Annotated in this window: 19 protein-coding genes; 11 read left to right on the top strand and 8 right to left on the bottom strand. The window is 73.3% G+C overall.

The genetic code is table 11. The annotated features are described in order from the left end of the window. Nucleotides 1–148: 148 nt before the first annotated feature. Nucleotides 149–3,364 carry an AAA family ATPase gene (locus EES41_RS05660; protein WP_164495754.1) on the bottom strand — a complete coding sequence of 1,072 codons (3,216 nt, stop codon included), beginning with the start codon at nt 3,362–3,364 and terminating at the stop codon, nt 149–151. Nucleotides 3,365–3,455: 91 nt separating this feature from the next. On the opposite strand from EES41_RS05660, the gene EES41_RS05655 reads away from it, so the two are divergent. Genes EES41_RS05655 through EES41_RS05645 form a run of 3 tightly spaced genes read left to right on the top strand, consistent with a single transcriptional unit; the run spans nt 3,456 to nt 8,100 of the window. Beyond that, nucleotides 3,456–4,436: an oxygenase MpaB family protein gene (locus EES41_RS05655; RefSeq protein WP_123076189.1), complete on the top strand. Its 981-nt coding sequence runs from the start codon at nt 3,456–3,458 to the stop codon at nt 4,434–4,436. Then, nucleotides 4,418–6,532 (top strand): serine/threonine-protein kinase, encoded by a 2,115-nt coding sequence (locus EES41_RS05650; protein WP_123076187.1) that lies wholly within the window; start codon nt 4,418–4,420, stop codon nt 6,530–6,532. The genes EES41_RS05655 and EES41_RS05650 overlap by 19 nt, the downstream gene beginning before the upstream one ends. After that, on the top strand, nt 6,529–8,100 hold the full coding sequence (locus EES41_RS05645) for an NAD(P)/FAD-dependent oxidoreductase (protein ID WP_123076185.1): 1,572 nt from the start codon (nt 6,529–6,531) through the stop codon (nt 8,098–8,100). Before EES41_RS05650 ends, EES41_RS05645 begins: the two co-directional genes overlap by 4 nt. 32 nt (nt 8,101–8,132) lie before the next feature. Here the strand turns inward: EES41_RS05645 and EES41_RS05640 are convergent, their stop codons facing one another. Both EES41_RS05640 and EES41_RS05635 read right to left on the bottom strand, forming a co-directional pair. After that, nucleotides 8,133–8,579 carry a nitroreductase family deazaflavin-dependent oxidoreductase gene (locus EES41_RS05640; RefSeq protein WP_123076183.1) on the bottom strand — a complete coding sequence of 149 codons (447 nt, stop codon included), beginning with the start codon at nt 8,577–8,579 and terminating at the stop codon, nt 8,133–8,135. A 235-nt stretch (nt 8,580–8,814) separates the two neighbouring features. Continuing rightward, nucleotides 8,815–9,225, bottom strand: a complete 411-nt coding sequence (locus tag EES41_RS05635) for a DUF5997 family protein (RefSeq protein ID WP_123076181.1) — start codon at nt 9,223–9,225, stop codon at nt 8,815–8,817. 58 nt (nt 9,226–9,283) lie between these two features. Here EES41_RS05635 and EES41_RS05630 point away from each other — a divergent pair, with 58 nt between their 5' ends. After that, on the top strand, nt 9,284–10,078 hold the full coding sequence (locus tag EES41_RS05630) for a LysR family substrate-binding domain-containing protein (protein ID WP_123076179.1): 795 nt from the start codon (nt 9,284–9,286) through the stop codon (nt 10,076–10,078). A gap of 138 nt (nt 10,079–10,216) precedes the next feature. Here EES41_RS05630 and EES41_RS05625 read toward each other — a convergent pair whose 3' ends face one another. Continuing rightward, nucleotides 10,217–12,154 carry a serine hydrolase domain-containing protein gene (locus EES41_RS05625; protein ID WP_123076177.1) on the bottom strand — a complete coding sequence of 646 codons (1,938 nt, stop codon included), beginning with the start codon at nt 12,152–12,154 and terminating at the stop codon, nt 10,217–10,219. A gap of 144 nt (nt 12,155–12,298) precedes the next feature. Here EES41_RS05625 and EES41_RS05620 point away from each other — a divergent pair, with 144 nt between their 5' ends. The 4 genes from EES41_RS05620 (at nt 12,299) to EES41_RS05605 (ending at nt 16,751) form a co-directional block, all read left to right on the top strand. Beyond that, complete coding sequence (locus tag EES41_RS05620; protein ID WP_123076175.1) at nt 12,299–13,405, top strand: nitronate monooxygenase; 1,107 nt, start codon at nt 12,299–12,301, stop codon at nt 13,403–13,405. Nucleotides 13,406–13,414: 9 nt separating this feature from the next. Then, on the top strand, nt 13,415–14,995 hold the full coding sequence (locus EES41_RS05615) for an acyl-CoA synthetase (protein WP_254211324.1): 1,581 nt from the start codon (nt 13,415–13,417) through the stop codon (nt 14,993–14,995). A 25-nt stretch (nt 14,996–15,020) separates the two neighbouring features. Then, nucleotides 15,021–15,371, top strand: coding sequence for a hypothetical protein (locus tag EES41_RS05610; RefSeq protein ID WP_123076171.1), 351 nt, complete (start codon nt 15,021–15,023; stop codon nt 15,369–15,371). Between the two features lie 159 nt (nt 15,372–15,530). Continuing rightward, a complete protein-coding gene (locus EES41_RS05605) occupies nt 15,531–16,751 on the top strand; it encodes a calcium:proton antiporter (RefSeq protein ID WP_123076169.1) in 1,221 nt (406 codons plus the stop codon). A 160-nt stretch (nt 16,752–16,911) separates the two neighbouring features. On the opposite strand, the gene EES41_RS05600 is transcribed toward EES41_RS05605, so the two are convergent. Further along, a complete protein-coding gene (locus EES41_RS05600; RefSeq protein ID WP_123076167.1) occupies nt 16,912–19,407 on the bottom strand; it encodes a penicillin acylase family protein in 2,496 nt (831 codons plus the stop codon). 180 nt (nt 19,408–19,587) lie between these two features. Between EES41_RS05600 and EES41_RS05595 the strand changes: the two genes are divergently transcribed. Next, complete coding sequence (locus EES41_RS05595; protein WP_123076165.1) at nt 19,588–21,105, top strand: fatty acyl-CoA synthetase; 1,518 nt, start codon at nt 19,588–19,590, stop codon at nt 21,103–21,105. Nucleotides 21,106–21,132: 27 nt separating this feature from the next. Here the strand turns inward: EES41_RS05595 and EES41_RS05590 are convergent, their stop codons facing one another. Continuing rightward, nucleotides 21,133–21,960, bottom strand: coding sequence for a YhjD/YihY/BrkB family envelope integrity protein (locus tag EES41_RS05590; RefSeq protein ID WP_123076163.1), 828 nt, complete (start codon nt 21,958–21,960; stop codon nt 21,133–21,135). A gap of 88 nt (nt 21,961–22,048) precedes the next feature. Beyond that, the gene (gene paaK / locus EES41_RS05585; protein WP_123076161.1) at nt 22,049–23,359 is read right to left on the bottom strand and encodes a phenylacetate--CoA ligase PaaK; all 1,311 of its coding nucleotides are present in this window, start codon (nt 23,357–23,359) and stop codon (nt 22,049–22,051) included. Between the two features lie 106 nt (nt 23,360–23,465). On the opposite strand from paaK, the gene EES41_RS05580 reads away from it, so the two are divergent. Continuing rightward, nucleotides 23,466–24,320 (top strand): alpha/beta fold hydrolase, encoded by an 855-nt coding sequence (locus tag EES41_RS05580; RefSeq protein ID WP_123076159.1) that lies wholly within the window; start codon nt 23,466–23,468, stop codon nt 24,318–24,320. Between the two features lie 25 nt (nt 24,321–24,345). Here EES41_RS05580 and EES41_RS05575 read toward each other — a convergent pair whose 3' ends face one another. Further along, complete coding sequence (locus tag EES41_RS05575; protein WP_123076157.1) at nt 24,346–25,977, bottom strand: acyl-CoA synthetase; 1,632 nt, start codon at nt 25,975–25,977, stop codon at nt 24,346–24,348. Between the two features lie 185 nt (nt 25,978–26,162). On the opposite strand from EES41_RS05575, the gene EES41_RS05570 reads away from it, so the two are divergent. Then, the gene (locus tag EES41_RS05570) at nt 26,163–26,963 is read left to right on the top strand and encodes a crotonase/enoyl-CoA hydratase family protein (protein ID WP_123076155.1); all 801 of its coding nucleotides are present in this window, start codon (nt 26,163–26,165) and stop codon (nt 26,961–26,963) included. Nucleotides 26,964–26,974: the final 11 nt, after the last annotated feature.

The raw sequence follows: 26,974 nt of genomic DNA, 5'->3' as shown, positions 1-26,974 counted from the left end.
GCCGGTTTCGCGGGAGTTCCCTGTACCAATGTGCCAAGAAAACTCGGTAGATGACCCAGCAGGGCGCTGAAGCCAGTTGGCAAAACTGCAGGTCAGTGCAATGCGCCAGTGACACCTACCGGCTGTGGTCACACCGCGCCCGTCCGGGTCAGGGGGGTGTGGGGCGGTGCGGTGGGGTGCGCAGTGCGGTCAGCATGTCCAGGTCGGTCTGGGTCTCCGGGTGGTCGGGGCCGTAGGTGCGGAGGTCTTCTTCGTACGCCTCGCGCGCGGCGGTTTCCGCCTCGTCGAGGGCGCCCCGGAGCGCGTACGCCTGCGCCAGGTTGATCAGGGCCGCGGGCAGGTTGCCGCGGCGTTCGGGGCCCGTGGTGCCCCGGAGCTCTTCGACGGCCGCGGTGAGGTCGAGGACCGCGGCATCCGGCGGGACGCGGCCCGCCATCGCCTCGTGCAGCCGCAGGCGTCCGCGGATGCCGAGGAAGGTCGCGTACATCATGCTCGGGACGCCGAACTGTGCGGTCAGCGGGGCTTCGACGGCTTCCAGGAGCTCCCGGGCCAGCCGCAAGTCGTCCTGCCCGATCGCCACATCCGCTCGGTCGAGCCGCATCTTGAAGTGCATCCGGTCGGTGCGTTCGGCCTGGTGCCCCGGCTCCTCGCGCAGGTCGCCGTAGCGGTAGGCGGGAGGGAGGTCGGGATCACGGCTGAGCCGGCCCACCATGGCGGCGTCCGCGTGGACGACGCGCACGAGATCGCCCGGGAGCCGGTCGCCGAGCTCCCGTACGCAGGCGAGCGACCAGGCCACCGCCTCGGCGCCCTCTTCCAGCCGGTTCGTCAGATCGAGCAGCCGCCAGCGCACATGGGCCACGGTCAGCGCTCTCGCCGGCTGGCCAGAGTCCTTCAGTCGCTCGATCTCCGCCATGCCGGGGATGTGGCCGAGTACGGATTCGGCGACATCGCGGCGGCCGAGGTACACCGCCGCGGAGCCCAGCTGGAGGTAGGCCCGGGTGACGGCGTGCGCGTCGCGGACGGTCTGGGCGAACGTGAGGTTGGACATCGCCAGTTCCAGAGCCGTCTGCGGGTTCCCGCTGTGTACGTACGCCTGCACAAGGGCGGTGCGCATCCCGAACACCATGTGGTGGCGGGCCGGATAGTCGTGGGGAAGGCGTTCGGCCACCTTGAGGAGTTCGCCGCCGAGCCGCACCGCGAGCTCCTCGTCCCCCAGCGCGCAGAGCCGTCCGACGAGTGCGTGTCCCACGGCCAGGACCGCGGGTCCGTGCATGTCGTGCCGGAGGGCGACATCCACGATCTTGGTGATGTGGCCGACGTGACGATCGAGGACATGAGGGCTGCCTGCCGTGGCGGCCTGGAGCTGAGAGGTGAACAGACCGAAGGCGGTCTCGGTCCAGGTGGCCGAGTCCTCCGTGCCCTCGGCGATCAGCAGGCTGATCAGCGGGTGAACGGAGACCCGGCCGCCGTCCAGGGCGACGAGTGAGAACGCGCGCAGACAGGCGAGGGCCTCGTCCCGCTGGACGTCGTCGTGGAGGTCGGATCTGGCCTGCCAGCCCTCGTCGCTCAGTGTGAGGCAGTCGCCCCGGAGCGGCGGGGGCGAGCCGCTGCGGAGCAGACGGCGCCAGCCGCGCCGGGCAGGGGGGACGGAGGGCGCCGCGATGACGAACGGCCGGACCGGCTCTTCGTCGAACAGAGCCGTGTCGACCGCCTCGACGCCCAGATGGGACAGCAGGACGAGCAGCCGGCGCGCGAGCGGATTCCGTTCTTCCACGGCCTGCAAGGCCAGCTGCACCGCGGCCGCCACCGTTACGGGGTGGCCGCTCGCGGCCCCCTTGCTCAGCACGCTCGTCGCCGCCTTGTGGAGGCGGTCGAGGTAGCGGGGGACGTCGAGTTCCACGGTTCGGCAGTAGTTCACCGCCTGGTTGACGGCCAGCGGGAGGCCACCGAGGTGGACGGCCAGGCGCTCGGCTTCGGCGGGAGGGGTGGCGGGCAGCACCTGCGACACGAACGCGAGCGTCTCGTCGGTGGACCAGGAGCCGAGCGCGACGTGCTGGTACTCGTCGATGTGCCCCGTGGTCGTGGTGATGATGACCCGGCACGCGGACCGGCGCGGGACGAGCCCCTGGACCGTGGCCGGATCGGTGACGCCGTCCACGATGAGGAGCGTGTCGAAGCCCCCGGGGAGGGACGCCGCGACCGGTCCGGACAGGTCGATGGACCGGCGGGGCCGGCCGGGCCGGTCCGCCTCGTCGGCCAGTTCGCTCAGATCGAAGCGCAGAGCGGCCCGGTTGCTGCCGTCGACGAGCACCGGGTGCAGCCTGCCCGAGTGCAGCGCGGCGAACTGAAGGGCGAGGCTGGTCTTTCCGGTGCCGGTCAGTCCGTGGATGACGACCGGGGTGACGGGTTGCTCCGCTCCCGGTTCCAAGAGCGCTGTCAGCCGGCGGAGTTCGGCCTCTCTGCCGACGAACAAGGGGTCGGGCTCCCACTGCTGCTGCTGCTGCCGGGCGGGTGCGGGTGCGGGGGCGGGTGCGGGGGCGGCGGCTGCGTCCGGCTGGTCGGCCTGGGCGAGCAGCAGGTCTCGGGTCTCTTCCGCCGAGACGAACCGCTGTGCGACGGTGCGCAGGGCCGCGGCGTCCAGGGACTCGCGGATCGTGGCCGCGACATGCGCCGCACCGGGCCGGCGTGACACGGGCCGGTCGGTGCTCGCCGCGGCGATGCGCGTCAGCAGCGCTTCCCAGCACGCCGGGGCGTGGACGGCGGAACGGCCCCGGGCCACCAGCCAGTCCGCCGTGCGCCCCACGCCGACGTCGGTGATCTCGTTCCGCCGGGGCAGGGGGTGCCGCGGGAAGCTGAGCGCGGCGAGGAAGGCCGTGGCCTCCTCGGCCGTCACTCCCAGGCGCCGGGACAGTGCGGCGACCGCTTCCCGCACGGCGGACGGGTCACCCGGTGCGGTCGCGTTGCGCAGGACGCCCGCGGGACCGCTGAAGCCCGCGTTGCTGTGGAAGGCCACCGTGCACGCCCTCCCCGCCGCCACCCACGCGGCGTGCAGGTCGGCGAGGACGCGGTCCTTCTGCAGAGCCGCCCAGGTCCACCCCGGCTCCGCCCGGTGATGGGGCTCGCGGTGTTTGACGGACACCAACTCCGGAAGTCCCTCGCGAGGGATCAGGATGACGTCCGTCGAATGCTCCACCAGCACCCCGTGGAGATCGTCGGCCAGATGCTCCAGCAGCAGAAGGGCGATGCACTCGTCCTGGTACTCGAAGCGGGCTCGCGTCTCGGGCGCGGTGTTCCTGCGGTCCCGCGGCAGCGTGCGTAACGCCCGGAGGATCGGATCACCCGCGTCCGGGGAAGGAGACATCATGGCGGTGAGAATACGGGCGGCCACCGACAGCCGGCCGAGGTCGCGAACGATCGCGTCGCAACGGGTGATCCCTCGTCGCGGGAGGTGCGTCATGCGGCACAGCACGGCTGCGGTGCGACCGGATGCCGGGGGCGATCCCGGGCTGTACGGGCCGGGGTCCGTGACCTGGCAGTGCCACGGGGATCCGGTGATGTGGATCGCCGGCGTGCGGGCGCTGTACCTGCAAGCCCTGCATCCGCGCGCCGTCCGGGGGGTCATGGAGAACTCCGACTTCCGGGCGGACGCCTGGGGGCGGCTGCTGCGGACCGCCGACTTCGTCGGCACGCTCACCTACGGCACCACCGACGCCGCCGAGCGGGCCGGGGCCCGCGTCCGGCGGATCCACCGGACGCTGTCCGCCACCGACCCCGTCACCAAGGAGCGCTTCCCCGTCGACGATCCCGCGCTGCTGCTCTGGGTGCACTGCGCGCAGATCGACAGCTTCCTCCACGTCCTGCGCCGCTCCGGCGTGCCCCTCACCCCCGCCCAGGCCGACCGCTACGTGGACGAGAACCGGGTCAACGCCCGCCTCGTCGGGCTCGACCCGGGCGGGGTCCCCGCCGACACCGCCCAGTTGGCCGCCTACTTCGAGAAGGTCCGGCCCGAGCTCGCCGCCGGCGCCGACGCCCGCGAGGTGGACGAATTCCTGAGCGCCCCGCCCGTCCACCCGCTGCTCGTCCCTGGCCGAAACCTGTTGTGGCGGCCGCTCGCCGGCCTCGCGTACGGATCCCTCCCCGGCTGGGCGCACGAGCTGTACGGGAGACCCGCGCCGCCCCCGCGCACCATCACCCGGCGCCTGCGCCTCACGGGCCACCTGCTGCGCTCCGTTCCCGCAGGTCTGCGCTGGCAGCTGCCTCCAGGTCACATCTTGAAGGCGATGCGCCGCATGGGCCCCGGCAGTCGCCCCTCCCCGTACACACTGCGTACATCAGCCTCCATACTGGACCGGCCGGGGAGGGCACAGGACGCACAGGGCGCACAGGACGCGGCAGACGACGGGGGCGGCTTCAAGACATGGCGGAGTCCAGACTGATCCAGGGCCGGTACCGGTCGCTCGATCTGATCGGGCGCGGCGGCATGGGCGAGGTGTGGCGGGCCCGGGACGAATCGCTGGGCCGGCAGGTCGCCGTGAAGTGCCTCAAGCCGATCGGGCCCGAGCAGGACGCCCACTTCACCCAGGTGCTGCGCGAGCGGTTCCGCCGTGAGGCGCGCGTCGCCGCGTCCCTCCAGCACCGGGGCGTGACCGTCGTCCACGACTTCGGCGACGACAGCGCCGCGGGCGGCCCCCTCTACCTCGTCATGGAACTCCTCGAAGGCCGCAACCTCAGCCAGCTCATGGAGGAGAACGAGGCGCGCCCGCTGCCCGTGGACGTCGTCGTCGACATCGCCGAGCAGCTGGCCGCCGCCCTCGGCTACACCCATGACCAGGGCGTGGTCCACCGCGACCTGAAGCCCGCCAACATCATGCGGCTCACCGACGGCACCGTGAAGATCTGCGACTTCGGCATCGCCCGCCTCGCCCACGACATCGGCTTCACCGCCAAGCTCACCGGCGGCGGCATGGCCATGGGCACCCCGCACTACATGTCGCCCGAGCAGATCGCCGGCGGCGAGGTCGACCACCGCAGCGACCTCTACTCCCTCGGCTGCGTGCTGTACGAGATCGCCACCGGCGCCCCGCCCTTCGACCTCGGCGACTCCTGGTCCGTGCTGGTCGGGCACCGCGACAACATCCCCGTACCGCTGCGCGAACACCGCCCCGAACTGCCCGAGTACATCGAGCGGGCCGTCCTGGACCTGCTCGCCAAGCGCCCCGAGGACCGCCCCGGCGACGCCCGCCACCTGCACCGCACGCTCGTCGAGGCCCGCCTCGGCCCCGGCGGCCTGCCCGGCGGCCCGCACACCGCTCATCACGCCCCGCTGCCCGTGTGGGCCCAGGGCATGACCGCGGGCCGCAAGGCGGGCATCGACGCCCGCCCCGCCAGCGGCGAATGGGCCGTCCTCACCGGCTCCTGGACCGCCGCCCGCACCGCCGCCCCGGCCGATGGCGCGCCGCGCGTCAGCGGTGCCCAGCGGATCCTGCGGCCCGCGGCCGCCGAGGACCCGCGGCTGACCGCCGCCTACGGGCTGCCGCGGCCCGCCGGCCCCGGACCGGCCGACCCCGACCACCCCGACGCGCTCGCCGCCGGGCACACCCGCGCGTTCACCCTCAGCCGCGCCGGCCGCCCCGAGGAAGCCCTCGCCGTGTACGCGACGGTGGCCGCCGGGCGCGCCCGGGTGCTCGGCCCCGACCACCCGGACACCCTCGCCGCCCGCCAGGAGGAGGCGTACGAGCAGGGCCGGCTCGGCCGCCACCGCGAGGCGTACGAGATCTACGGGGCGGTACTGGCCGCCCGCGCCCGGACCATGGGCCCGCGCCACCCCGACACCCTGCGCTGCCGCCACAACCTGGCCTGCGCCATGGGCGCCCTCGGCCGGTACGAGGACGCCCTGCGCACCGCCGCCGACGTGGCCGCCGACCGGGCCGCCGTCCTGGGCCCCGAGCACGCCGACACCCTGCTGACCCGGTACGAGGTGGCCTACGCCCTGGGCCGGCTCGGCCGCTGGGACGAGGCACTGGCCGCGTTCCGCGAGGTGGCCGCCGTACGCGACCGGGTGCTCGGCCGGGACCACCCCGACGCCCTCGCCGCCCGCTACGAGATCGGCATCGCCCTCGGCCGCACCGGCCGCGCCGCCGAGGCCCTCGACCTGTTCCGGGGCCTGGTCCGCGACCGCACCCGGGCCTACGGCGCCACCGACCCCGAGACGCTCCGCGCCCGGCACGTCCTCGGCGTCAACCTGGGCCGCCTGGAGCGCTGGGAGGAAGCCGTGACCGAGGCCCGCCAGGTCGCCGCGGCGCGCGCGGCGGAGCTCGGCGCAGAGCACCCGGACACCCTGGTCAGCCGCCGTGAACTGGCCGTCGGGCTCGGCCGGCTCGGCCGCTGGCACGAGGCGCTCCCCGTGTACCGGGAACTCTCCGGCATCCGCGAACGATCCCTCGGCGACGAACATCCCGAGACCGTCGCGGCCCACGCCGACGAGGCACACTGTCTGGAGCGGCTGGGCCAGGTGTGTTACCAAGAGCCATGACGACGGACGTGTTCGGATCTGACGTATACGACGCGGTGATCGTGGGGGGCGGGCACAACGGCCTGGTCGCCGCCGCCTACCTGGCCCGGGCGGGGAAGTCCGTCCTGGTCCTGGAGCGCCTCGGGCACACCGGCGGGGCCGCGATCTCCACCCGCCCGTTCGCCGGCCTGGACGCCCGGCTGTCGCGCTACTCCTACCTGGTCTCGCTGCTCCCGCCGAAGATCGTCCGCGAGCTCGGACTCCGCTTCGAGGTGCGGCGGCGCTCGGTCTCCTCGTACACCCCCGCCGAGCGCGACGGACGGCCCGGCGGGCTGCTCGTCGGCGGCGACGAGGCCCGCACCAGGGAGTCCTTCGCCCGGCTGACCGGCTCGGACCGGGAGTACGAGAACTGGCGCGCCTTCTACGGGACGACCGGGCAGGTCGCCCGGAAGGTGTTCCCGACGCTGACCGAACCGCTGCCGACACGGGCGGAGCTGCGGGCCCGCGTCGACGACGAGGCCGCCTGGCGGATGCTCTTCGAGGAGCCGCTCGGGCAGGCCGTGGAGCGGAACTTCGCCGACGACCTGGTCCGCGGCGTGGTCCTCACGGACGGCCTGATCGGCACCTTCGCGGACGCCCACGACCCCTCGCTCGCGCAGAACCGCTGCTTCCTCTACCACGTCATCGGCGGCGGCACCGGCGACTGGGACGTCCCGGTCGGCGGGATGGGCGCCCTCACCGACGCCCTGGCCACGGCCGCGCGGGCCGCCGGAGCGGAGATCGCCACCGGGCACGAGGCGCTCCGGATCGACACGGACGGGACGGCTCCGGCCGAGGTGACCTTCCGCACCGCCACCGGGGAGGGCCGGGTCGTCGGACGGAACGTACTGGTCAACGCCTCGCCGCAGGCCCTGGCCGGACTGCTCGGCGAGAGCGCCCCGGCCCCCGCCGAGGGCGCGCAGCTCAAGGTCAACATGCTGCTGCGGCGGCTGCCCCGGCTGCGGGACACCTCGGTGGACCCGCGCGAGGCCTTCGGCGGCACCTTCCACATCGCCGAGGGGTACGAGGAACTGCGCCGGGCCCACGCCGAGGCGGCCTCCGGCGAGCTGCCCTCCGTACCGCCCTCGGAGATCTACTGCCACTCGCTGACCGACCCGTCGATCCTCGGGCCGGATCTGGTGGAGCGGGGCTACCAGACCCTCACGCTGTTCGGCCTGCACACCCCGGCCCGGCTGTTCGAGAAGGACAACCAGGGGGTGCGCGAGGTCCTGCTCACCGGCACCCTCGCGCAGCTCGACGCCCACCTCGCCGAGCCCATCACCGAATGCCTCGCGCTCGACGCCGACGGCCGGCCCTGCATCGAGGCCAAGACCCCGCTGGACCTGGAGCGCGAACTGCGGCTGCCCGGCGGCCACATCTTCCACCGGGACCTGTCCTGGCCGTACGGGGACGGGACGGACGGGTCCCGGTGGGGAGTGGAGACGACCCACCCGAACGTGCTGCTGTGCGGGGCGGGCGCGGTCCGCGGCGGCGGGGTCAGCGGGGTCCCCGGCCACAACGCGGCCATGGCGGTCCTGGAACGGACCTAGGCCGGGCCTGGAACGGGCCCGGGACGGCCCGGCTAGGCGTCCTTCGGCTCGATCACCACGATCGGGATCACCCGGTCGGTCTTGGCCTGGTACTCGTCGTACGAGGGCCAGTGCTTCACCATCAGCGGCCAGTACGCGGTGCGCTCCTCGGGCGTGGCCGTACGGGCCGTCCCCTGCATGACCTTCGGGCCGACCTGGATGCGGACCTCGGGGTGGGCCGTGAGGTTCTTGTACCAGAGCGGGTGATCGGGGGCGCCGCCGTACGAGGCGACGATGAAGTAGCGGCCGTCGTCCTCGCCGTAGATGAGCGGGGTCCGCACGGGGTTGCCGGAGACCCGTCCCACCGTGGTGAGCAGCAGCGTCTGGGTGCCGTTCCAGTGCTGGCCCTCGGCGCCGTTCGAGCTGACGTACTGCTTGACGTGGTCCAGGGCCCAGCCCGTCTTCGGGTCGTTCGGGTGGTCCCAGTCGATGTCTGTCATATCGCTGTGCCTGCCTTCGGTGTTGAACTGTCAACGAACCTCAACAACGAGTTCCAACACGGGCGGGCACGGTTGTATGCCGCGTCCGGGGGAGCGCACGCGGGCCGGGCGGGTGACGGGCGGGCAGCGCAGAGGTCCCCGGCGATCACGTCGCCGGGGACCTCTGGGTCGTCACACGGGGTGACGGGGTGTGACGGGTGGCCGCGGTGGGCCGGGGATCGGGCAGATCAGCAGATCAGGCGTTCGGCTGCTGCTTCTGCGCGCGCTCCGCCTTCTCGGCCTGCTTCTCCTTGATGCGGACGGCCTCCTTGCGGACCTCGGCCTGGGTGGCGCGCTCCTTCTGGAGCCACTCGGGGTTCTCGGTCTTCAGGGCGTCGATCTCGTCCGTGGTCAGCGGGTCGGTGATCCCGCCGCGGGCGAGGCCGGCGATGGAGACGCCGAGCTTGGCCGCGACCACGGGCCGGGGGTGGGGGCCGCCCCGTCGCAGATCCTGCAGCCACTGGGGCGGATCGGCCTGCAGCGCACTCAACTCGGTGCGCGAAACGACACCCTCCTGGAACTCTGCGGGTGTGGCTTCGAGGTACACACCCAGCTTCTTCGCCGCGGTCGCGGGCTTCATCGTCTGGGAGGTCTGGTGCGACGTCATGGTGTCAAGAGTAGCGAGCGTGTGCGATACCTCCGACCACGACCGGTAATCTGGGCGGGTGACAGGCTCGGAAGTACCTCCTTCGTTCCGGCTCGCCTACGTTCCCGGGGTGACGCCCAGCAAGTGGGTGCGGATCTGGAACGAGCGACTGCCCGACGTCCCGCTGACCCTCGTCCCGGTGGACCCCGTCGGGGCGCCCGACGTCCTGCGGGCCCGCGGTGCCGACGCCGGGTTCGTACGGCTGCCGATCGACCGGACGGCGCTCAGCGCGATCCCGCTCTACACCGAGGTGACGGTGGTCGTGGTCCCGAAGGACCACCTCGTGGCGGCCGTCGAGGAGATCTCCGTCGAGGACCTGGCCGACGAGATCGTGCTGCACCCGATGGACGACACCCTGGACTGGGAGCGGCTGCCGGGCAAGCCCGCGATCGAGCGCCCCGCGACGACGGCGGACGCCATCGAGCTGGTCGCGGCCGGGATCGGCGTGCTCGTCGTCCCGCAGTCCCTGGCGCGCCTGCACCACCGCAAGGACCTCACCTACCGGACCGTCTCGGACGCGCCGGAGTCGCGCGTCGCGCTGTCCTGGCCGGAGGACGAGACCACCGACCTGGTGGAGGAGTTCATCGGGATCGTCCGGGGGCGGACCGTCAACAGCTCCCGGGGGCGCGGCAAGCCGCCGGCAGCGACGCCGGCCGCGCAGCCGAAGGCCAAGCGGCCCGACACGGGCGGCGGGGCGCGGCGCAAGCCCGCGCCGGGCAAGAACCCCCGCGGCGGCTCCGGCGGCGCCAAGGGCGCGAAGGGCGGCGGCAAGGGCGCAGGCGCCCGCCGCGGCAAGCCCCGCGGCCGCGGCTAGGGCCCGCTCCCTGATCCGGCCTGATCCGAAAGGCAGGCCCTAGGGCTGTGACCGGGCCGTCTCGGACCTCCTCGGACCCGGCCCGGACCCCGCGTCCGGGCGCCTCGTCCCGGTGCCTCGTCCTCGGCCGGCTCCCGGCTAGTCGGCCGACCTGGTCCAGCCGACGGCCTCGATGAGGGCCGCGTCGCGCGGGCGGTCCTCGGCGAAGAGCAGGCGTGCCGGTTCCGCCACCCTTACGACGTCCACGTAGACCCCCCGCCCGACGTAACGGCCGGTCGCGGAGTGCCGGAAGCGCAGCCGCACCTCGCGCCCCGCCCAGGCGGTGAGCGGGGCTTCGAGGCGGTGCCAGATGCGGCCCGACCAGCCGCTCGCGGAGCCGGCCGGCCACTGCTCGGGGGTTCCGCCGGTGGACCGCAGCGTGCTGAACGGCAGCGGCTCCCAGGTCTCGCCGTCGGCGGAGGCCTCCAGGTGGAAGGCGCCCTCGCCGGGGACGGTGTCCCACCACACGGCGCAGCGCAGCCGTGCCGTGCCCGTGGCCGGGGTGAGCGGCGGCAGGGTGAGGGTCCCCGAGCCGCCCGGGGCGATCCCGGAGAACCAGGCCGGGCCGCCGTGCCGGGTACGGACCGGGACGGCGCGGGCGAACCGGTTGCCGACCGCCACCCGGGGGGCGCTGCCGGCGCGCCAGGTCCGTACGGGGTGGACGGAATTGCCCAGCAGGATCAGGAAGGTGTCGGTGGAGGGGTCCAGGACGATCGAGGTCCCGGTGAACCCGGTGTGGCCGGCGGAGTGCGGGGTGGCCATCGCGCCCATGTACCAGTGCTGGTAGAGCTCGAAGCCGAGACCGTGGTCGTCGCCCGGGAACGCGGTGTTGTAGTCGGTGAAGAGCAGTTCCACGGAGGCGGGGCGCAGGATGCGCCGGCCGGCGTAGACGCCGCCGTCGAGCAGGGCGCGCGCGAGGACGGCCAGGTCCCAGGCGGTGCCGAAGACGCCCGCGTGCCCGGCGACGCCGCCGAGGGCGTACGCGTTCTCGTCGTGGACCTCGCCCCAGACCAGCCCGCGGTCCAGGCCTGACCAGGGCGGCCGCTGCACCTCGGTGGCGGCGGTGACCCGGCGCCAGGAGAGCGGTGGGTTGTAACGAGTGCGGTGCATCCCGAGCGGAGCGGTGATCTCGTCGTGGAGCAGTACATCCAAAGTGCGGCCGGTGATCCGTTCCAGGAGCAGCTGGAGCGAGATCAGGTTCAGGTCCGAGTACCGGTACACCGTCCCGGGAGTGTCCTGCGGCCGCACCGACCACAACAGTCTCAGCTGACCCTCCCGGGTCGGCTGCTGGTAGAAGGGCGCCCAGGAGCGCAGCCCCGAGGTGTGCGTCAGCAGCTGGCGGACCGTGACCGCCTCCTTGCCGCCGCCGGTGAACTCCGGCAGGTACCGGAACACCGGAGCCTCCAGCTCCAGCCTGCCCCGCTCCATCTGCTGCACCGCCAGGATCGAGGTGAACAGCTTGGTCAGCGAGGCCAGGTCGAACACCGTGTCCTCGGCCATCGCGATGCGCTCCGACTCCGGGAACTCCCGGACCCGGTCGGTCCGCCCGTCGTACTCCGCGTAGCGGACCGCGTGCCCCATGGCCCGGTGCAGCGCGATGGTACGGCCCCGCCCGGCGAGCACCACGGCCCCCGCGTAGTAAGGATGTTCGGGGGAGGGGCCGAGGAACCGCCGCGCCTCCTCCGCCGCTCCTTCCAGGTGGGCGTCGAGCAGCCCCGCCTGGCGGGCGGAGCCGTAGCGCAGCCGCAGGCCCTGGAGGGCGCGCCGCTCGGCGGGACCCCCGGCGGCCCCGGCCGAGCCGGGTAGCGCGGCGTGCAGGACGAGCACCCCGCCGAGCGCGAGCAGCCGCGCCCCGAGCCAGCGCCGGCTCAACCCGCCCCCGCGCGAACCGGCAGCGCCCGCGCCCGTCCCCGCACCGGCGGATGCCGCGCCGCGCGTGCCCGTACCGGCGGATGCCGCACCGGCGGATGCCGCGCCGCGCGTGCCCGTACCGGCGGATGCCGCACCGTTCCCGACTGCCCCCGTGACCCCGTCCATACCGGTCTCCCGTCCGCTGTCGCGCCCTCTCGAAGTATCTGCCCGCCCGCTCCGCACCCTCCGCACCGACCGGCCGTCAAAGAATCTGACACAGCATCAGAAAATCTCTTCCCTCGGCCGCCGCGCTGCGGCATCCTGCGCCCCATGGAGACGGAGCTGAGCAAGAAACTGGGAGTCGAGCACGCCATCTTCGGCTTCACGCCCTTCCCGGCGGTCGCCGCCGCCATCACCCGCGCGGGTGGCTTCGGAGTGCTCGGCGCGGTCCGCTACACCGCCCCCGACGACCTCAAACGCGACCTCGACTGGATGCAGGAGCACACCGACGGCAAGCCGTACGGCCTCGACGTGGTCATGCCCGCCAAGAAGGCCGTCGACGGCGTCAGCGAGGCCGACATCGAGGCGATGATCCCGGCCGGGCACCGCGAGTTCGTCCGCGACACCCTCGCCAAGCACCACGTACCCGAACTGGCCGACGGCGAGGCCTCCGGCTGGCGGATCACCGGCTGGATGGAGCAGGTCGCCCGCGGCCAGCTCGACGTCGCCTTCGACTACCCCATCAAACTCCTGGCGAACGCCCTCGGTTCCCCGCCCGCCGATGTCATCGCGCGCGCCCACGACCACGGCGTCCTCGTCGCCGCCCTCGCCGGCAGCGCCAAGCACGCCCGCCGCCACGCCGAGGCCGGCATCGACATCGTCGTCGCCCAGGGCTACGAGGCAGGCGGCCACACCGGCGACATCGCCACCATGGTCCTGGTCCCCGAGATCGCCGAGGCCGTCGCCCCGCTCCCCGTCCTCGCCGCCGGCGGCATCGGCAGCGGCGAGCAGATCGCCGCCGGGCTCGCCCTCGGCGCCCAGGGCGCCTGGCTCGGCTCCCTCTGGCTCACCACCACCGAAGCCGACCTGCACTCCCGCGCCCTCACCGAGAAGCTCCTCGCCGCCGGATCCGGCGACACCGTCCGCTCCCGCGCCCTCACCGGCAAGCCCGCCCGCCAGCTGCGCACCGAGTGGACCGACGCCTGGGACGACCCGGACGGCCCCGGCGCACTGCCCATGCCGCTCCAGGGGCTGCTCGTCGCCGAAGCCGTCTCCCGGATCCAGAAGTACGAGGTCCAGCCGCTGCTCGGCACCCCCGTCGGCCAGATCGTCGGCCGGATGAACTCCGAACGCAGCGTCCAGGCCGTCTTCGACGACCTCACCGGCGGCTTCGAGCGCGCCATCGACCGCGTCAACCGCATCGCCGGCCGGGCCTGAGGAGTGAGTGTGAGCGAGAACGCGAGCGTGCGGTCCGACAACCAGCGGACCCCCAACGGCTTCTGGGCGCAGGCCACCGCCGACCCCGGCCGCACCGTACTGATCGCGCCCGACGGCGAGGAGTGGAGCGCCGGCCATCTGCACGCCGACGTCAACCGCCTCGTGCACGGGCTGCGCGCCGCCGGGATGGAGCGGGGCGACGCCCTCGCCGTCGTCCTCCCCAACGGCGTCGAGTTCCTCATCGCCTACCTCGCCGCCTCCCAGGCCGGTTTCTACCTGGTCCCGGTCAACCACCACCTCGTCGGGCCCGAGATCGCCTGGATCGTCTCCGACTCCGGCGCCAAGGTCCTCCTCGCCCACGAGCGCTTCGCGGGCGCCGCCGGCGCCGCGGCCGACGAGGCCGGGCTCCCCGCGAGCCACCGCTACGCCGTCGGGGCGGTCGCGGGTTTCCGTCCGTACGGCGAACTCCTCGACGGTCAGCCCGCTACCGTCCCCGCGGACCGGACCCTCGGCTGGGTCATGAACTACACCTCCGGCACCACCGGCCGCCCGCGCGGCATCCGCCGCCCGCTGCCCGGCAAGCTCCCGGAGGAGACCTACCTCGGCGGGTTCCTCGGCATCTTCGGCATCCGCCCCTTCGAGGGCAACGTCCACCTGGTCTGCTCGCCGCTGTACCACACCGCCGTGCTCCAGTTCGCGGGCGCTTCCCTGCACATCGGGCATCCGCTGGTCCTGATGGACAAGTGGACCCCGGCGGAGATGCTGCGCCTGATCGACACCCACGGGTGCACGCACACCCACATGGTCCCGACCCAGTTCCACCGCCTCCTCGCGCTCCCGCAGGAGACCCGGGAGGCCTACGACGTCTCCTCGATGCGGCACGCCATCCACGGCGCCGCGCCCTGCCCCGACCACGTCAAGCGGGCGATGATCGAGTGGTGGGGCACCTGTGTGGAGGAGTACTACGCGGCCAGTGAGGGCGGCGGCGCCTTCGCCACCGCCGAGGACTGGCTGAAGAAGCCCGGAACCGTCGGCAAGGCCTGGCCGATCAGTGAACTCGCCGTCTTCGACGACGACGGCAACCGGCTGCCGCCCGGTGAACTCGGCACCGTCTACATCAAGATGAACACCGGCGGCTTCAGCTACCACAAGGACGAGGGCAAGACGCGCAAGAACCGGATCGGCGACTTCTTCACGGTCGGGGACCTCGGACTGATGGACGAGGAGGGCTACCTCTTCCTCCGGGACCGCAAGATCGACATGATCATCTCGGGCGGGGTGAACATCTACCCCGCCGAGATCGAGTCCGCCCTGCTCACCCACCCGGCCGTCGCCGACGCCGCCGCCTTCGGCATCCCGCACGCCGACTGGGGCGAGGAGGTCAAGGCGGTGATCGAACCGGCCGAGGGCTTCGCCGCGAGCGCCGCGCTGGCCGCCGAGATCCTGCACCACTGCGAGCGGCAGCTGGCCGGGTACAAGCGGCCCCGGACGGTCGACTTCATCGAGACGATGCCGCGCGACCCGAACGGCAAGCTGTACAAGCGGAGGCTGCGCGACCCGTACTGGGAGGGACACGAGCGCGTCATGTGACGTACCGGGTCATTAGTCTGACGGTATGTCTACTGCTCTCGTTCTCGGTATAGACCCGCTCGCGGTCCCCGGCATCGACGCCGTGCCCTTCCGCGCCTCCCTCGACAAGGAGCTCGCCCGCTTCGGCGAGCACGGCATCGACGCGGCCATGACGCTGCTCGTCTTCGACGGGTCGGCGGAGTCCGTGATCGTCGCCGCTCTCGCCGAGCGCCCCTGGGACGTCGTCGTGGTCGGCGGCGGGCTCCGCAAGACGCCGGAACTGCTCCCGCTCTTCGAGACCATCGTGAACCTGGTGCGCCGGCACGCGCCGGACGCGGCCATCGCCTTCAACACGGGCCTCGACGACATGGTCGAGTCGGCCCAGCGCTGGCTCTGACAGTGGTCGCGGGCACGGTCACGGTGGCCGTCACGGTCGCCGTCATGGTCGCCGTCACCGTACTCGCCACGCCCGGCGAGGCGTGAGAAGTCCCACGTCAGGGCCCCGGAACCGCGCCGTACGCCGCACCGGGGGGACAGTTCTGGCAACTTGGGTGATATGAGTACGGCAACTCGCAAATCCCCCCTGACCGACTGGACCCTCGTGGTCCCCGTGGTGGCGCTCGTGGCGCTCGTCTTCAGCTGGGGACGCGACCTGCCCTCAGGTGTGGTGGCGCTGGTCGCCCTCTGCCTCGGTGGCGCGGTGCTGGCGGCCGTCCACCACGCCGAGGTCGTCGCCCACCGGGTCGGCGAACCCTTCGGCTCCCTCGTCCTCGCCGTCGCCGTCACGGTCATCGAAGTGGCCCTCATCGTCACCCTGATGGCCGACGGCGGCCCCAAGACCGCCTCGCTCGCCCGGGACACCGTCTTCGCCGCCGTCATGATCACCTGCAACGGCATCGTCGGTCTGTCCCTGCTCGTCGGCGCCCTGCGCAACCGGGTGGCCGTCTTCAACGCGGAGGGATCAGGCGCGGCCCTCGCCACCGTGGCGACCCTCGCCGTTCTCAGCCTCGTGCTGCCCACCTTCACCACCAGCAAGCCCGGCCCCGAGTTCTCCACCGCCCAGCTCGCCTTCGCGGCCGTGGCCTCGCTCTCCCTGTACGGGGTGTTCATCGCCGTCCAGACCGTCCGCCACCGGGACTACTTCCTGCCCGTGGACACCGGCGCGGGCCGCAGCCGCCCGGCCGGGGCCGCGTCCCCGTCGGAAGCGGCGACCGCGATGGCGTCGGCGTCGGCGTCGGCGTCGGCCGCGGCATCGGCGGGGGGCGACGCCGGCCGGGCGGCCCCGGCTCCCGGGGACGAGGACCACGCCGATCCGCCCTCCGTCCGCGACGCCCTGATCAGCCTCGGGCTGCTGCTCGTCGCGCTCGTCGCCGTGGTCGGCGACGCCAAGGCCGTCTCGCCCACCATCGAGGCCGGCGTCGAGAGCGCGGGCCTGCCCAACGCCGTCGTCGGTGTGATCATCGCCCTGCTGGTGCTGGCCCCCGAGACCCTGGCCGCCGTCCGCGCCGCCCGTCGCGACCGCGTCCAGACCAGCCTCAACCTGGCCTACGGCTCCGCCATCGCCAGCATCGGCCTGACCATCCCGGCCATCGCGCTCGCCTCCATCTGGCTCTCCGGCCCGCTGCTGCTCGGCCTCGGCCCGATCCACATGGTGCTGCTGGCCCTGACCATCATGGTCAGCGCCCTCACCATCGTCCCGGGCCGCGCCACCCTGCTCCAGGCCGGAGTCCACCTCGTCCTGCTGGCCGCCTACCTCTTCCTCGCCGTCAGCCCTTGAGCGCCAGGCGGGGCGGGTGCTCAAGGACTGACCCGCCGCCCGGGCGCTCGGGGCCGGCAGCCCGGCAGGGCCGCGGCCACGCACCGCGGCCGGCACGGTCAGTCCTTGAGCGCCCGGCGGGAGCGCCCCGCCCCGGCCCCGCCGGCCGGTGTCAGCGGCGTCAGCGGCGTTCGCGCGGCCAGAGCACCTTCAGCTTCGGCGAGGTGAGGATGTCCCGCTCGCAGAACCGCGCCTTCACCCAGCGCTCCTGCGAGAACAGCCGCGTCTGGTCCGCGTAGTAGGGCGAGTTCGGGTTCGCCGACTGGCCGTACGTGAGCAGCGTGCGCGCCACCGGGCAGGGCCCGCCGTCCCAGCCGACCGCCTGGATGTGACTGGAGCCGTGCACGACCTCCGGGTAGCCGCCCGCCGCCGCGTCCCAGGGGGCCTCGATCTTGTTCCAGACGCCGAGCGCCTCCGTGCCGCCGCCGACCGGCAGCCTGACGCCGCCGCGCACCACGAACTGGTGCTCTCCCAGCGGGGCGTCCAGGGCGATCCCGGCCGCCTTCAGCTCGGCGACCGTGTCCGCGAGGGCCCGCCCGACGCCGGGCGCCGCCTGGTTGAGCGTACGGGGCGTCCGTACCGGATCGGCCGCGGAGAACGGCACCAGCCACAGGTCCTTGGCCGGGGTGCCCGCCGTGAGCCTGCGCCAGAACCGGTCGAAGAGCAGCGCGCCCCGGCTGGCGGAGTCCGCCGTACGGTCCCAGGCCGCCAGCACGCCGCAGGCCGCGGAGACGTCCACCGCGGTCCCGTCCGTCCCGGTCGCCGTGCCGCCCGGCAGGGCCGCGCAGGCCTTCGCCGCGTCCGCCGCCGCGAGATCACCCGCCGGGACCCGGTTCGCGTACTGCTGCGCCTGTAGGTCGGCCACCGTCAGCCGGCCCTTCGCGGCCATCGCCGCCACGTCCTCGGCCGCCCCGCGGGTGCGCAGCGAGCGCGGGGTGGCGACCGTGCCCCAGATCCGCTCGTACCCGGTCAGCGGCCGGTCCGCATTGGCCAGCCAGGCGCTGTCGTTGCTGTTTTCGGCGTACGGGGCGTTCAGCAGGGTCGGCGCCCGGCCCGGGCCGAACACGCCCGGCTGCACCGCGTCCGGGTCCGAGCCGAGCGCGCAGTCACCGCGTGACCCGTCGAGCACCGCGAGCCCCGAGGAGGGGTACGTGGCCCTGCCGAGCGGGGTCGAACAGCGGGCCGCGAGCTCGTCGGTGATCCGGGGGAGCACCTGGGTCTGCGTGAACAGCGTGCCGCCCGCCGCGTCGGCGGCGACGGTGTTGACCCAGGGCAGGCCCTGGGTGCGCTTCAGGGCGGCCTGGACGCCGGCCACCGAGCGGGCCTTGCCCAGGGCCAGGGCGGTGTCGGAGCCGCGCAGGTTCGCGGCGTTCGGGTCGTTCAGCGCGTACGCGGTGCCGGCCGTCCAGGGCAGCGGCAGGCCCGTGCCGAGGCCGGTGATGACGGGTCCGTAGCGGGTCCACCACTGGGTGCGGGTGACCGGAGCCCCGCCCGCCACCTGGACGCTGACGTTCCGCTCGGTCATCTTCTCGGACTTCCCGTCGACCAGGTACGCCGTCGGGTCGGCCGGGTCAAGGGTGAGCTGGTGGAGGTTGACGGGGGTGCCGGTGGCGACCGTGTGGCTCCAGGCGGCCTTCTCGTTGAAGCCGATGTTCACCACCACCGTGCCGAGCAGCGAGCCGCCCGACACGTTCAGCTCGCCCGGAATGGTCTGCTGCGACTGCCAGAACCGGCGTCCGCCCTGCCAGGGATAGTGCGGGTTGCCCAGGAGCAGACCGCCGCCGGACGCCGTGGTGGACCCGGCGAAGGCGACCGCGTTGGAGCCCATGTCGTACCGGGTGCTGTCGAAGAAGGCCTTGGCGGCCTCGGCCGCGGTCGCCGGGTCCGGCGCGGGCTGCGCCTGGGGCGCGGCTTGCGGCGCGGCTTGCGGCGCGGCCTGCGGTGCGGCCTGCGGGCGGGCTCCGGCGGTCCGGGCCGGCGGCTGCGCCGCGGTGATCCCGTCGACCCCGCGCCCCTGGCCGCCGAGCACGGAGACCGCGAAGCCGCGCGCGGCCACGTCGGTGGCGCTGACCGGGCGCACCCAGCCGGCGCCCTTGCAGGCCGGGTCGGTGATCTTGTTCTGGGCGAGCCACGCGTTGTAGCCCGCGGCCCAGCCGCGCATCAGCTCCCTGAGGTCCTTGCTCGGCCCGGCCGGCGCGGGCGTGGCCAGCAGTTTCTCGACCGTCCCGGACTCCCGTACGCCCTTGAAGTACAGATCGCTGGAGAGGTTCTTCGTCGCCGAGGAGAGCGAGAGGTCGGGGGCCGCGTCGGCGCCGAACCAGCGGGAGCGCTCGCCGGCCACGGTCACGAACCCGTCGGCGAGGACACAGACCTGATCGGCCGCCTGGGCCCAGCCGGTGCCGAATCCGAGGTGCGCGTAGTCCTTCGCCAGAATGTGCGGTATGCCGTTCTCCGTGTACCGGATGACGGCGGAGAGTCCGCCTCCGGACGGACCGCTGTCCGCTGCGTCCGGCGCCGGAGCGGCGGTCGCCGCCTGCGGCAGCGCGGCCGCGGCGGCCAGCAGCGCGGCGCCGGTGAGGGCGACGCGACGGAGGAGCGGTCGGGTGCGGAATTGCAACGTACCTCCCAAGTAGCCTGCGGTTGGGCGAGGTTGCCCGTGAGACGGGCCGTGCTTCCGTGCCCCCACACTCATGCAGGCGACCCGATGATCTGTCAACATGCCGCTTGGTATGCCCCCGGGAATCGCGAACGGCCCCGGTCATTGACCCTGGGCGTGGCGGGAGACGAGGATCGCCCCATGACGGCAGCTCGGGCAGTGCGGCACAACACGGTCGACGGACTGGTACGGGACACCGCGCGCCGGGTCCCGGGCCGCACGGCCCTGCGCTACCGCGAGCGGAGCTGGACCTACGCGGAACTCGACGCGGCGGTCTCCACCGGCGCCGCCGTCCTGCGGGAGCGGTACGGGCTGGCGCACGGGGACCGGGTCGCCACCTTCGCCCACAACTCCGACGCCTACCTGCTGGCCTTCCTCGCCTGCGCCCGGGCCGGGCTCACGCACGTCCCGGTCAACCAGAACCTCACCGGCGAGGACCTCGCGCACATCCTGGACGACTGCGCGAGCGCCCTGGTCCTCGCGGATCCGGACCTGGCGTCCCGGGTGCCCGGCGGGCGTCCCGTACGGCCGCTGCGCGACGCGCCCGGTTCCTTCCTGGACGAGCTCGCCGAGCCCCGGGAGTTCACGCCCGACCGGGACGCCTACGGGGTGGCGCAGCTGCTCTACACCTCCGGCACCACGGCCGCGCCCAAGGGCGCGATGATGACCCACGAGGCGCTGGCGCACGAGTACGAGAGCGCGATCGAGGCGCTGGACCTGGCCGAGGGGGACCGGCCGGTGCACTCGCTGCCGCTCTACCACTCGGCGCAGACGCACGTGTTCCTGCTGCCGTACCTGGCGGTGGGCGCCGAGAACACCGTCCTGGACGCGCCGGTCGCCGAGGAGATCTTCGACCTGGTGGAGGCGGGCCGGGCCGACAGCCTGTTCGCGCCCCCGACGGTGTGGATCGCCCTCGCGGGCCACCCCGACTTCGAGCGGCGCGACCTGGGCGCGCTGCGCAAGGCGTACTACGGGGCCTCGATCATGCCGGTGCCGGTCCTGGAGCGGCTGCGGGCCCGGCTGCCCGGGCTGGGCTTCTACAACTGCTTCGGGCAGAGCGAGATCGGGCCGCTGGCCACCGTGCTCGGGCCGGACGAGCACGAGGGGCGGATGGAGTCCTGCGGGCGGACGGTACGCCACGTCGAGGCGAGGGTCGTCGACGAGGACGGGACGGAGGTCCCGGACGGCACGGCGGGGGAGGTGGTCTACCGGTCGCCGCAGCTCTGCCTGGGCTACTGGAACGACCCGGAGGCGACGAAGAAGGCCTTCCGGGACGGCTGGTTCCGCTCCGGGGACCTCGCGGTGCGGGACGCGCAGGGCTACTTCACGGTGGTGGACCGGGTGAAGGACGTCATCAACTCGGGCGGTGTGCTGGTCGCCTCCCGGCAGGTCGAGGACGCGCTGTACACCCACCCGGGGGTGGCCGAGGCGGCGGTGGTGGGCCTGCCCGACGAGAGGTGGATCGAGGCCGTCACGGCGGTGGTGGTGCCGCGCGGCGAGGTGACGGAGGCGGAGCTGCTGGCGTACGCCCGGGAGAAGCTCGCCCACTTCAAGGCCCCGAAGCGGGTCCTGTTCGTGGACGCCCTGCCGCGCAACGCCAGCGGGAAGATCCTCAAGCGGGAACTCCGGACCCGGTTCGGCGGGCGGCGGGACCACTGAGGCCGGGCTGACCGGGGCCCGGGCAGGCTACTCCGGTAGCAGGCCGTCCCGTCTGAGGCGGCCCAGGGTGAGGTGCTCGTGGACCAGCCGGCCGACGAGTGCCCCGCCGTACGTGACGAAGCCGACGCCGACCAGCCAGGACTGGACGACCAGCAGGGTGCCGAACTGGCCGTACGTCACGGCGTTGGAGGCGATCAGCGGGGAGAACACCAGCTGGGAGAAGAGCCGCAGACCGAGCAGGCCGACGCTGGTCGCCACCGCCCCCGGGAGCAGGGCGCGCCAGCGGACGCGGCCGCCGAGCAGCAGCCGCTGGGAGCCCCAGAAGAAGAGGCAGGTGCCGAGGAGGTCGCCCGTGGTGCCGAGGGCGGTCCCGGCCGCGTCGTTCGACGGCGCCGGGATCTCCACCAGCAGCCCGAGGTAACAGACCAGCAGCGCGAGCCAGACGACGTGCCGCCACATGGTGTGCCAGCGGGCGGTCGGCAGGTCCCAGACCTTCTCGTACCCGGTCTGCACCGCCGAGCCGAAGGTCAGACCGAACACGGCGAGGGCGGCGAGACCGAAGGCGGTGGTGCGCTCCAGCGCCTGGTCCGCCTCCCCGAACAGCATCTCGACGCGCGCCCGCGAGGCCTCGCTGACCCCCAGGGCCTGGCCGAGCCAGCGGCCGAAGCCGGAGCCGGAGCCGGGGGCGGCGGCCGCGACGACCACGAGCAGCGGCACGAGGGTGAGGAACCCGAGGGCGGCGAAGCCCATCGCCCGGTGCATCAGCTCCATCTCGCGCCCCCGGCTCCAGGCCAGCCCGGCGAGGGAGGCCTGGAACCGGTCGTACAGCGTCCGGGGCTTCGGGGTCACGCGCATTGGCCTACCCGGGAGCACCGCGCACGCCCCGGCGGACCCGGGGTAACAGGCCCGAAGGGGTGGATTTCCGGCGCCCGCGCGGGGGAACTCAGCCGGCCCGGGGGGTTTCCCGGAGGTCCACGAGCCGCTTGATCTTGCCGACGGAGCGTTCCAGGGTCTCCGGCGGGACGACCTCGACGGCGACGGAGACGCCGATGCCCTCCTTGACGGCGCGGACCACGGCCGCCGCCGCTGCCTCCCACTGCCCCGCGTCGGCCTCGCGGCGGGCCTCCACCCGGACCGTCAGGGCGTCCATCCTGCCCTCCCGGGTCAGCCGCAGCTGGAAGTGCGGGGCCAGGCCGGGCGTGCGCAGGAGCACCTCCTCGATCTGCGTCGGGTACAGGTTCACCCCGCGCAGGATGATCATGTCGTCGCTGCGGCCCGTGATCTTCTCCATCCGCCGGAAGGCCGGGCGGGCCGTGCCGGGCAGCAGACGGGTCAGGTCACGGGTGCGGTAGCGGATCACGGGCATGGCCTCCTTGGTGAGCGAGGTGAACACCAGCTCCCCGGGCTCGCCCTCCGGCACCACCGCGCCGGTGAACGGGTCGACCACCTCCGGGTAGAAGTGGTCCTCCCAGATGTGCAGACCGTCCTTGGTCTCCACGCACTCCTGCGCCACACCCGGGCCCATCACCTCGGACAGGCCGTAGATGTCCACGGCGTCGATGTCGAGCCGCTCCTCGATCTCGCGGCGCATCTCCTCGGTCCACGGCTCGGCGCCGAAGATCCCCGTCCGCAGGGAGGTGGCCCTCGGGTCGATTCCCTGGCGCTCCATCTCGTCCAGCAAGGTGAGCATGTAGGACGGGGTCACCATGATGACCTCCGGCCGGAAGTCCTGGATCAGCCGGACCTGGCGGTCCGTCATGCCGCCGGAGGCGGGCACCACCGTACAGCCGAGCCGTTCCGCGCCGTAGTGCGCGCCGAGGCCGCCGGTGAACAGGCCGTACCCGTACGCGATGTGCACGATCTGGCCCGCTCTGCCGCCCGCCGCCCGGATGGAGCGGGCCACGACATCCGCCCAGGTGGACAGGTCCCCGTCGGTGTAGCCGACCACGGTGGGGCGGCCCGTCGTGCCGCTGGAGGCGTGGATCCGGCGCACCTCGGAGCGGGGCACGGCGAACATCCCGAAGGGGTACTGGTCGCGCAGGTCGCCCTTGGTGGTGAAGGGGAAGAGGGAGAGATCGGCCAGGGAGTGGCAATCGTCGGGATGCACGCCCGCCTTGTCGAAGGCCTGCCGGTAGAAGGGCACCCGCTCGTACGCCCGCAGCAGCGTGGCGCGCAGCCGCTTGAGCTGGAGGGCGGCCAGCTCGTCGCCGCTCAGCCGCTCGCTCCCGTCCTGGACATCCGCGTATGCCGTCATGCCGTCACCTCGCCTTTGAGTCAACCGACCGATCATTCGGTAGCGTGCCGGACGCCGACGGCTAAATCAATGACTCGAACGAGTGATCGCATGATGGGATGGCCCCATGCCGATCTTCGACACCTACGACGGAACCGCGCTCGCCTACCACGTCCGGGGCGCGGGCGAGCCGCTCGTCTGCCTCCCGGGCGGCCCCATGCGGGCCTCCGCCTACCTGGGCGATCTCGGCGGGCTGACCGCCGGCCGCACGCTGATCCTCCTCGACGCGCGCGGCACGGGCGGCTCGGCGGTCCCGGCGGACACGTCCACGTACCGCGTCGACCGCCAGGTCGCCGACGTCGAGGCGCTCCGCCTCCACCTCGGCCTGGAGCGCATGGACCTGCTGGCCCACTCGGCCGGCGGCAACCTCGGCCTGCTGTACGCGGCCGCGCACCCCGAGCGGGTGCGCCGCCTGGTCCTGCTGACCCCGACCGGCTGGGCCGTGGACCTCGAATCGACCCCGGAGCAGAGCCTGGAGGTGGTCCGGTCGCGGTCGGGCGCCGAGCCCTACGACTCCGCGATCGCCGCCTACGAGCGGATGCTGGCGGCCGACGGCGCGCCCTCCCCGCAGGACCGGCGCGAGGCGATGGTGCTCGCGTACGGACGCTGGGACGAGCGGGCGCGCGCCCACCGCGACGCGAGCGACGGCGAGCGGAACGCTGCGGCGGCCGCCCTCTACGCCGGCCCCGGAGCCTTCGACCCGCCCGCCACCCGGGCCGCGCTGCGCCGGTTCGAGGGGGAGGCTCTGGTGCTGGCCGGGGAACTGGACGGCTACCCCGCCCCCGGCCTCGCCGCCGACCTCGCGGAACTCTTCGTACGGGGCACCGCCGAGATCCAGACCGGCGCCGCGCACTTCCCGTGGCTGGACGACGCCGAGTGGTTCGCGGCCCGCGTGGAACGCTTCCTGGCCACCGGCGCCTGAGCCGCAGGGGTCCCCGGCGGCGCGGTCACCCGGTCGCGTCCGCCTCCGCCGCCACCGACTTCGCCCAGCGGTAGTCCGCCTTGCCGCTCGGGGAGCGCTGGATGGCGGGGGCGATCACCAGCTGGCGCGGGATCTTGTACCCCGCCAGCCTGGTGCGGCAGTGGCTCCGGATCTCGTCCAGCGTGGGCTCCGCCGCGCCGGCCCGCAGCTGGACGACCGCCGCGACGTGATTGCCCCACTTCGTGTCCGGCACCCCGGCGACCAGGGCGTCGTACACGTCCGGGTGCGACTTCAGCGCCTGCTCGACCTCCTCCGGATACACCTTCTCGCCCCCGGTGTTGATGCACTGGGAGCCCCGCCCGAGGACGGTGACGATGCCCTCCCCGTCCACCGTCGCCATGTCCCCGAGCAGCACCCACCGCTCGGCGCCCCGCCGGAAGAAGGTCTCGGCGGTCTTCGCGGGGTCGTTGTAGTAGCCGAGCGGTACGTGGCCGCGCTGCGCGAGCCGCCCCGGCACGCCCACCGGCACGGGCTCGTGCGTCACCGGGTCCACCACCTGCGTACGGTCGTTGACCACCAGCCGGAAGCCCTTCTCCGGGCCGGAGTCGTCCGTCGCCCTGCCGTTGGAACCGGACTCGGAGGAACCGAAGTTGTTCAGCAGCAGCACGTTCGGCACCAGCCGCTGGAACTCGGCCCGGACCGTCTCCGACATGATCGCCCCGGACGAGGAGACGCTGAACAGCGAGGACAGGTCGGTCCCCCGGAGCGGGCCGTTCAGCGCGTCGATGAGCGGCCGCAGCATCGCGTCGCCCACCAGCGACACGCTCGACACCTTCTCCTTCTCGATGGTGCGCAGCACCTCCTCGGGCGCGTACTTGCGGTGGATGACCACCCGCTGCCCGTAGTTGAAGGCGATGAACGAGGTCAGCGTCGAGGTCCCGTGCATCAGCGGGGGAGCGGGGAAGAAGGTGAGCCCGGCGCCCTTCGAAGCGACCCGCTCGGCCAGCTCCTCGGGCCGCTTCACCGGCTCGCCCGAGGGCTCGCCGCCGAAGAGCCCGGCGAAGAACAGGTCCTCGGCGCGCCACATGACGCCCTTGGGCATGCCGGTGGTGCCGCCGGTGTAGATGATGAACAGGTCGTCGGGGGACCGGGGCGCGAAGCCGCGCGCGGGGGAGCCGGCCGCCTCCGCGTCCGCGTAGGCGACGGGGGCGATCGAGGGCTCCGGGGCGCCCTCGGGAGCGGACCCGACCCGGATCAGGTGCCGCAGCCGGGTGGTCCGCGGGAGGGCGGCGGCCACCCGTCCGGTGAACTCGCCCTCGAAGACGAGCGCGGCGAGGTCGGCGTCGTTGTAGAGGTAGACCAGCTCCTCCTCCACGTACCGGTAGTTGACGTTCACCGGCACCAGGCGGGCCTTGAGGCAGGCCAGGACGGTCTGGAGGTACTCGACGCCGTTGTAGAGGTGCAGGCCCAGGTGCTCGCCGGGCCTCAGCCCGCTGTCCAGCAGGTGGTGCGCGAGGCGGTTCGCCGCCGCGTCCAGCTCCGCGTAGGTCAGGCGCCGTTCGGCGCCGGTCCCGGGGTGGTCCACGTAGACGAGGGCCTCGCGGTCCGGGACCACGTCCACCACCGACTCGAACAGGTCGGCAAGGTTGTACTCCACCGTTCCTCCTGACCTGGAATTCCCATGGCCGACCCCGTCAGCGGTCTGCTCGGCGGTCATTACAGCGCCGCTCAGGCCAAGGGGGAAGGGAGCCGTCGAAGAAAACTGACTGGGTGTCAGAAAACTATTGAACTGCACTCGCCCCTCCTGCAACCTGTTCTAGGTCTTGAGACGGGAGGACGGCAATGGGTGGGACGGAACACCTGACCGTGGAACGCCGCGGCGCCACGCTGGTACTCACCATGAACCGGCCGGAAGCGAAGAACGCGCTCTCGCTGCCGCTGCTGGTGGGGCTCTACGACGGCTGGCTGGAGGCGGACGCGGACGACGGGATCCGCTCGGTCGTCCTGACCGGCGCCGGCGGGGACTTCTGCGCCGGCATGGACCTGAAGGCGCTGGCCGGCAAGGGCATGGCGGGGGACCGGTACCGCGACCGCCTGAAGGCCGACCCCGATCTGCACTGGAAGGCGATGCTGCGCCACCACCGGCCGCGCAAGCCGGTCATCGCGGCGGTGGAGGGGTACTGCGTGGCCGGCGGCACGGAGATCCTCCAGGGCACGGACATCCGGGTCGCGGGGGAAGGGGCCACCTTCGGGCTCTTCGAGGTCAGGCGCGGCCTGTTCCCGATCGGCGGTTCCACGGTGCGGCTGCCGCGGCAGATCCCGCGCACGCACGCGCTGGAGATGCTGCTGACCGGGCGCCCGTACTCCGCCGCCGAGGCGGAACGGATCGGGCTGGTCGGGCGGGTCGTACCGGACGGGACGGCGCTGGCGGAGGCCCTGGAGATCGCGGAAGCGATCAACGCGTGCGGGCCGCTGGCGGTGGAGGCGGTCAAGGCGTCGGTGTACGAGGGCGCCGAGATGACGGAGACGGAGGGGCTGGCCGCCGAACTGGTGCGGGGGTGGCCGGTGTTCGACACGGCGGATGCCAGGGAAGGCGCGAGGGCCTTCGCGGAGAAGCGGGCCGCGGTGTATCGGCGCGAGTAGTCGATTCCGGG

Source organism: Streptomyces sp. ADI95-16 (genome assembly GCF_003721495.1).
Taxonomy (GTDB): domain Bacteria; phylum Actinomycetota; class Actinomycetes; order Streptomycetales; family Streptomycetaceae; genus Streptomyces; species Streptomyces goshikiensis.
This window is presented reverse-complemented; position numbering and strand designations above follow the sequence as displayed.

Excerpts from the sequence above, each read along its gene's own strand:
- EES41_RS05660 (WP_164495754.1), bottom strand. The coding sequence starts at position 3,364 with ATGATGTCTCCTTCCCCGGACGCGGGTGATCCGATCCTCCGGGCGTTA.
- EES41_RS05655 (WP_123076189.1), top strand. The coding sequence starts at position 3,456 with ATGCGGCACAGCACGGCTGCGGTGCGACCGGATGCCGGGGGCGATCCC.
- EES41_RS05650 (WP_123076187.1), top strand. The coding sequence starts at position 4,418 with ATGGCGGAGTCCAGACTGATCCAGGGCCGGTACCGGTCGCTCGATCTG.
- EES41_RS05645 (WP_123076185.1), top strand. The coding sequence starts at position 6,529 with ATGACGACGGACGTGTTCGGATCTGACGTATACGACGCGGTGATCGTG.
- EES41_RS05640 (WP_123076183.1), bottom strand. The coding sequence starts at position 8,579 with ATGACAGACATCGACTGGGACCACCCGAACGACCCGAAGACGGGCTGG.
- EES41_RS05635 (WP_123076181.1), bottom strand. The coding sequence starts at position 9,225 with ATGACGTCGCACCAGACCTCCCAGACGATGAAGCCCGCGACCGCGGCG.
- EES41_RS05625 (WP_123076177.1), bottom strand. The coding sequence starts at position 12,154 with ATGGACGGGGTCACGGGGGCAGTCGGGAACGGTGCGGCATCCGCCGGT.
- EES41_RS05620 (WP_123076175.1), top strand. The coding sequence starts at position 12,299 with ATGGAGACGGAGCTGAGCAAGAAACTGGGAGTCGAGCACGCCATCTTC.
- EES41_RS05610 (WP_123076171.1), top strand. The coding sequence starts at position 15,021 with ATGTCTACTGCTCTCGTTCTCGGTATAGACCCGCTCGCGGTCCCCGGC.
- EES41_RS05605 (WP_123076169.1), top strand. The coding sequence starts at position 15,531 with ATGAGTACGGCAACTCGCAAATCCCCCCTGACCGACTGGACCCTCGTG.
- EES41_RS05595 (WP_123076165.1), top strand. The coding sequence starts at position 19,588 with ATGACGGCAGCTCGGGCAGTGCGGCACAACACGGTCGACGGACTGGTA.
- EES41_RS05590 (WP_123076163.1), bottom strand. The coding sequence starts at position 21,960 with ATGCGCGTGACCCCGAAGCCCCGGACGCTGTACGACCGGTTCCAGGCC.
- paaK (WP_123076161.1), bottom strand. The coding sequence starts at position 23,359 with ATGACGGCATACGCGGATGTCCAGGACGGGAGCGAGCGGCTGAGCGGC.
- EES41_RS05580 (WP_123076159.1), top strand. The coding sequence starts at position 23,466 with ATGCCGATCTTCGACACCTACGACGGAACCGCGCTCGCCTACCACGTC.
- EES41_RS05570 (WP_123076155.1), top strand. The coding sequence starts at position 26,163 with ATGGGTGGGACGGAACACCTGACCGTGGAACGCCGCGGCGCCACGCTG.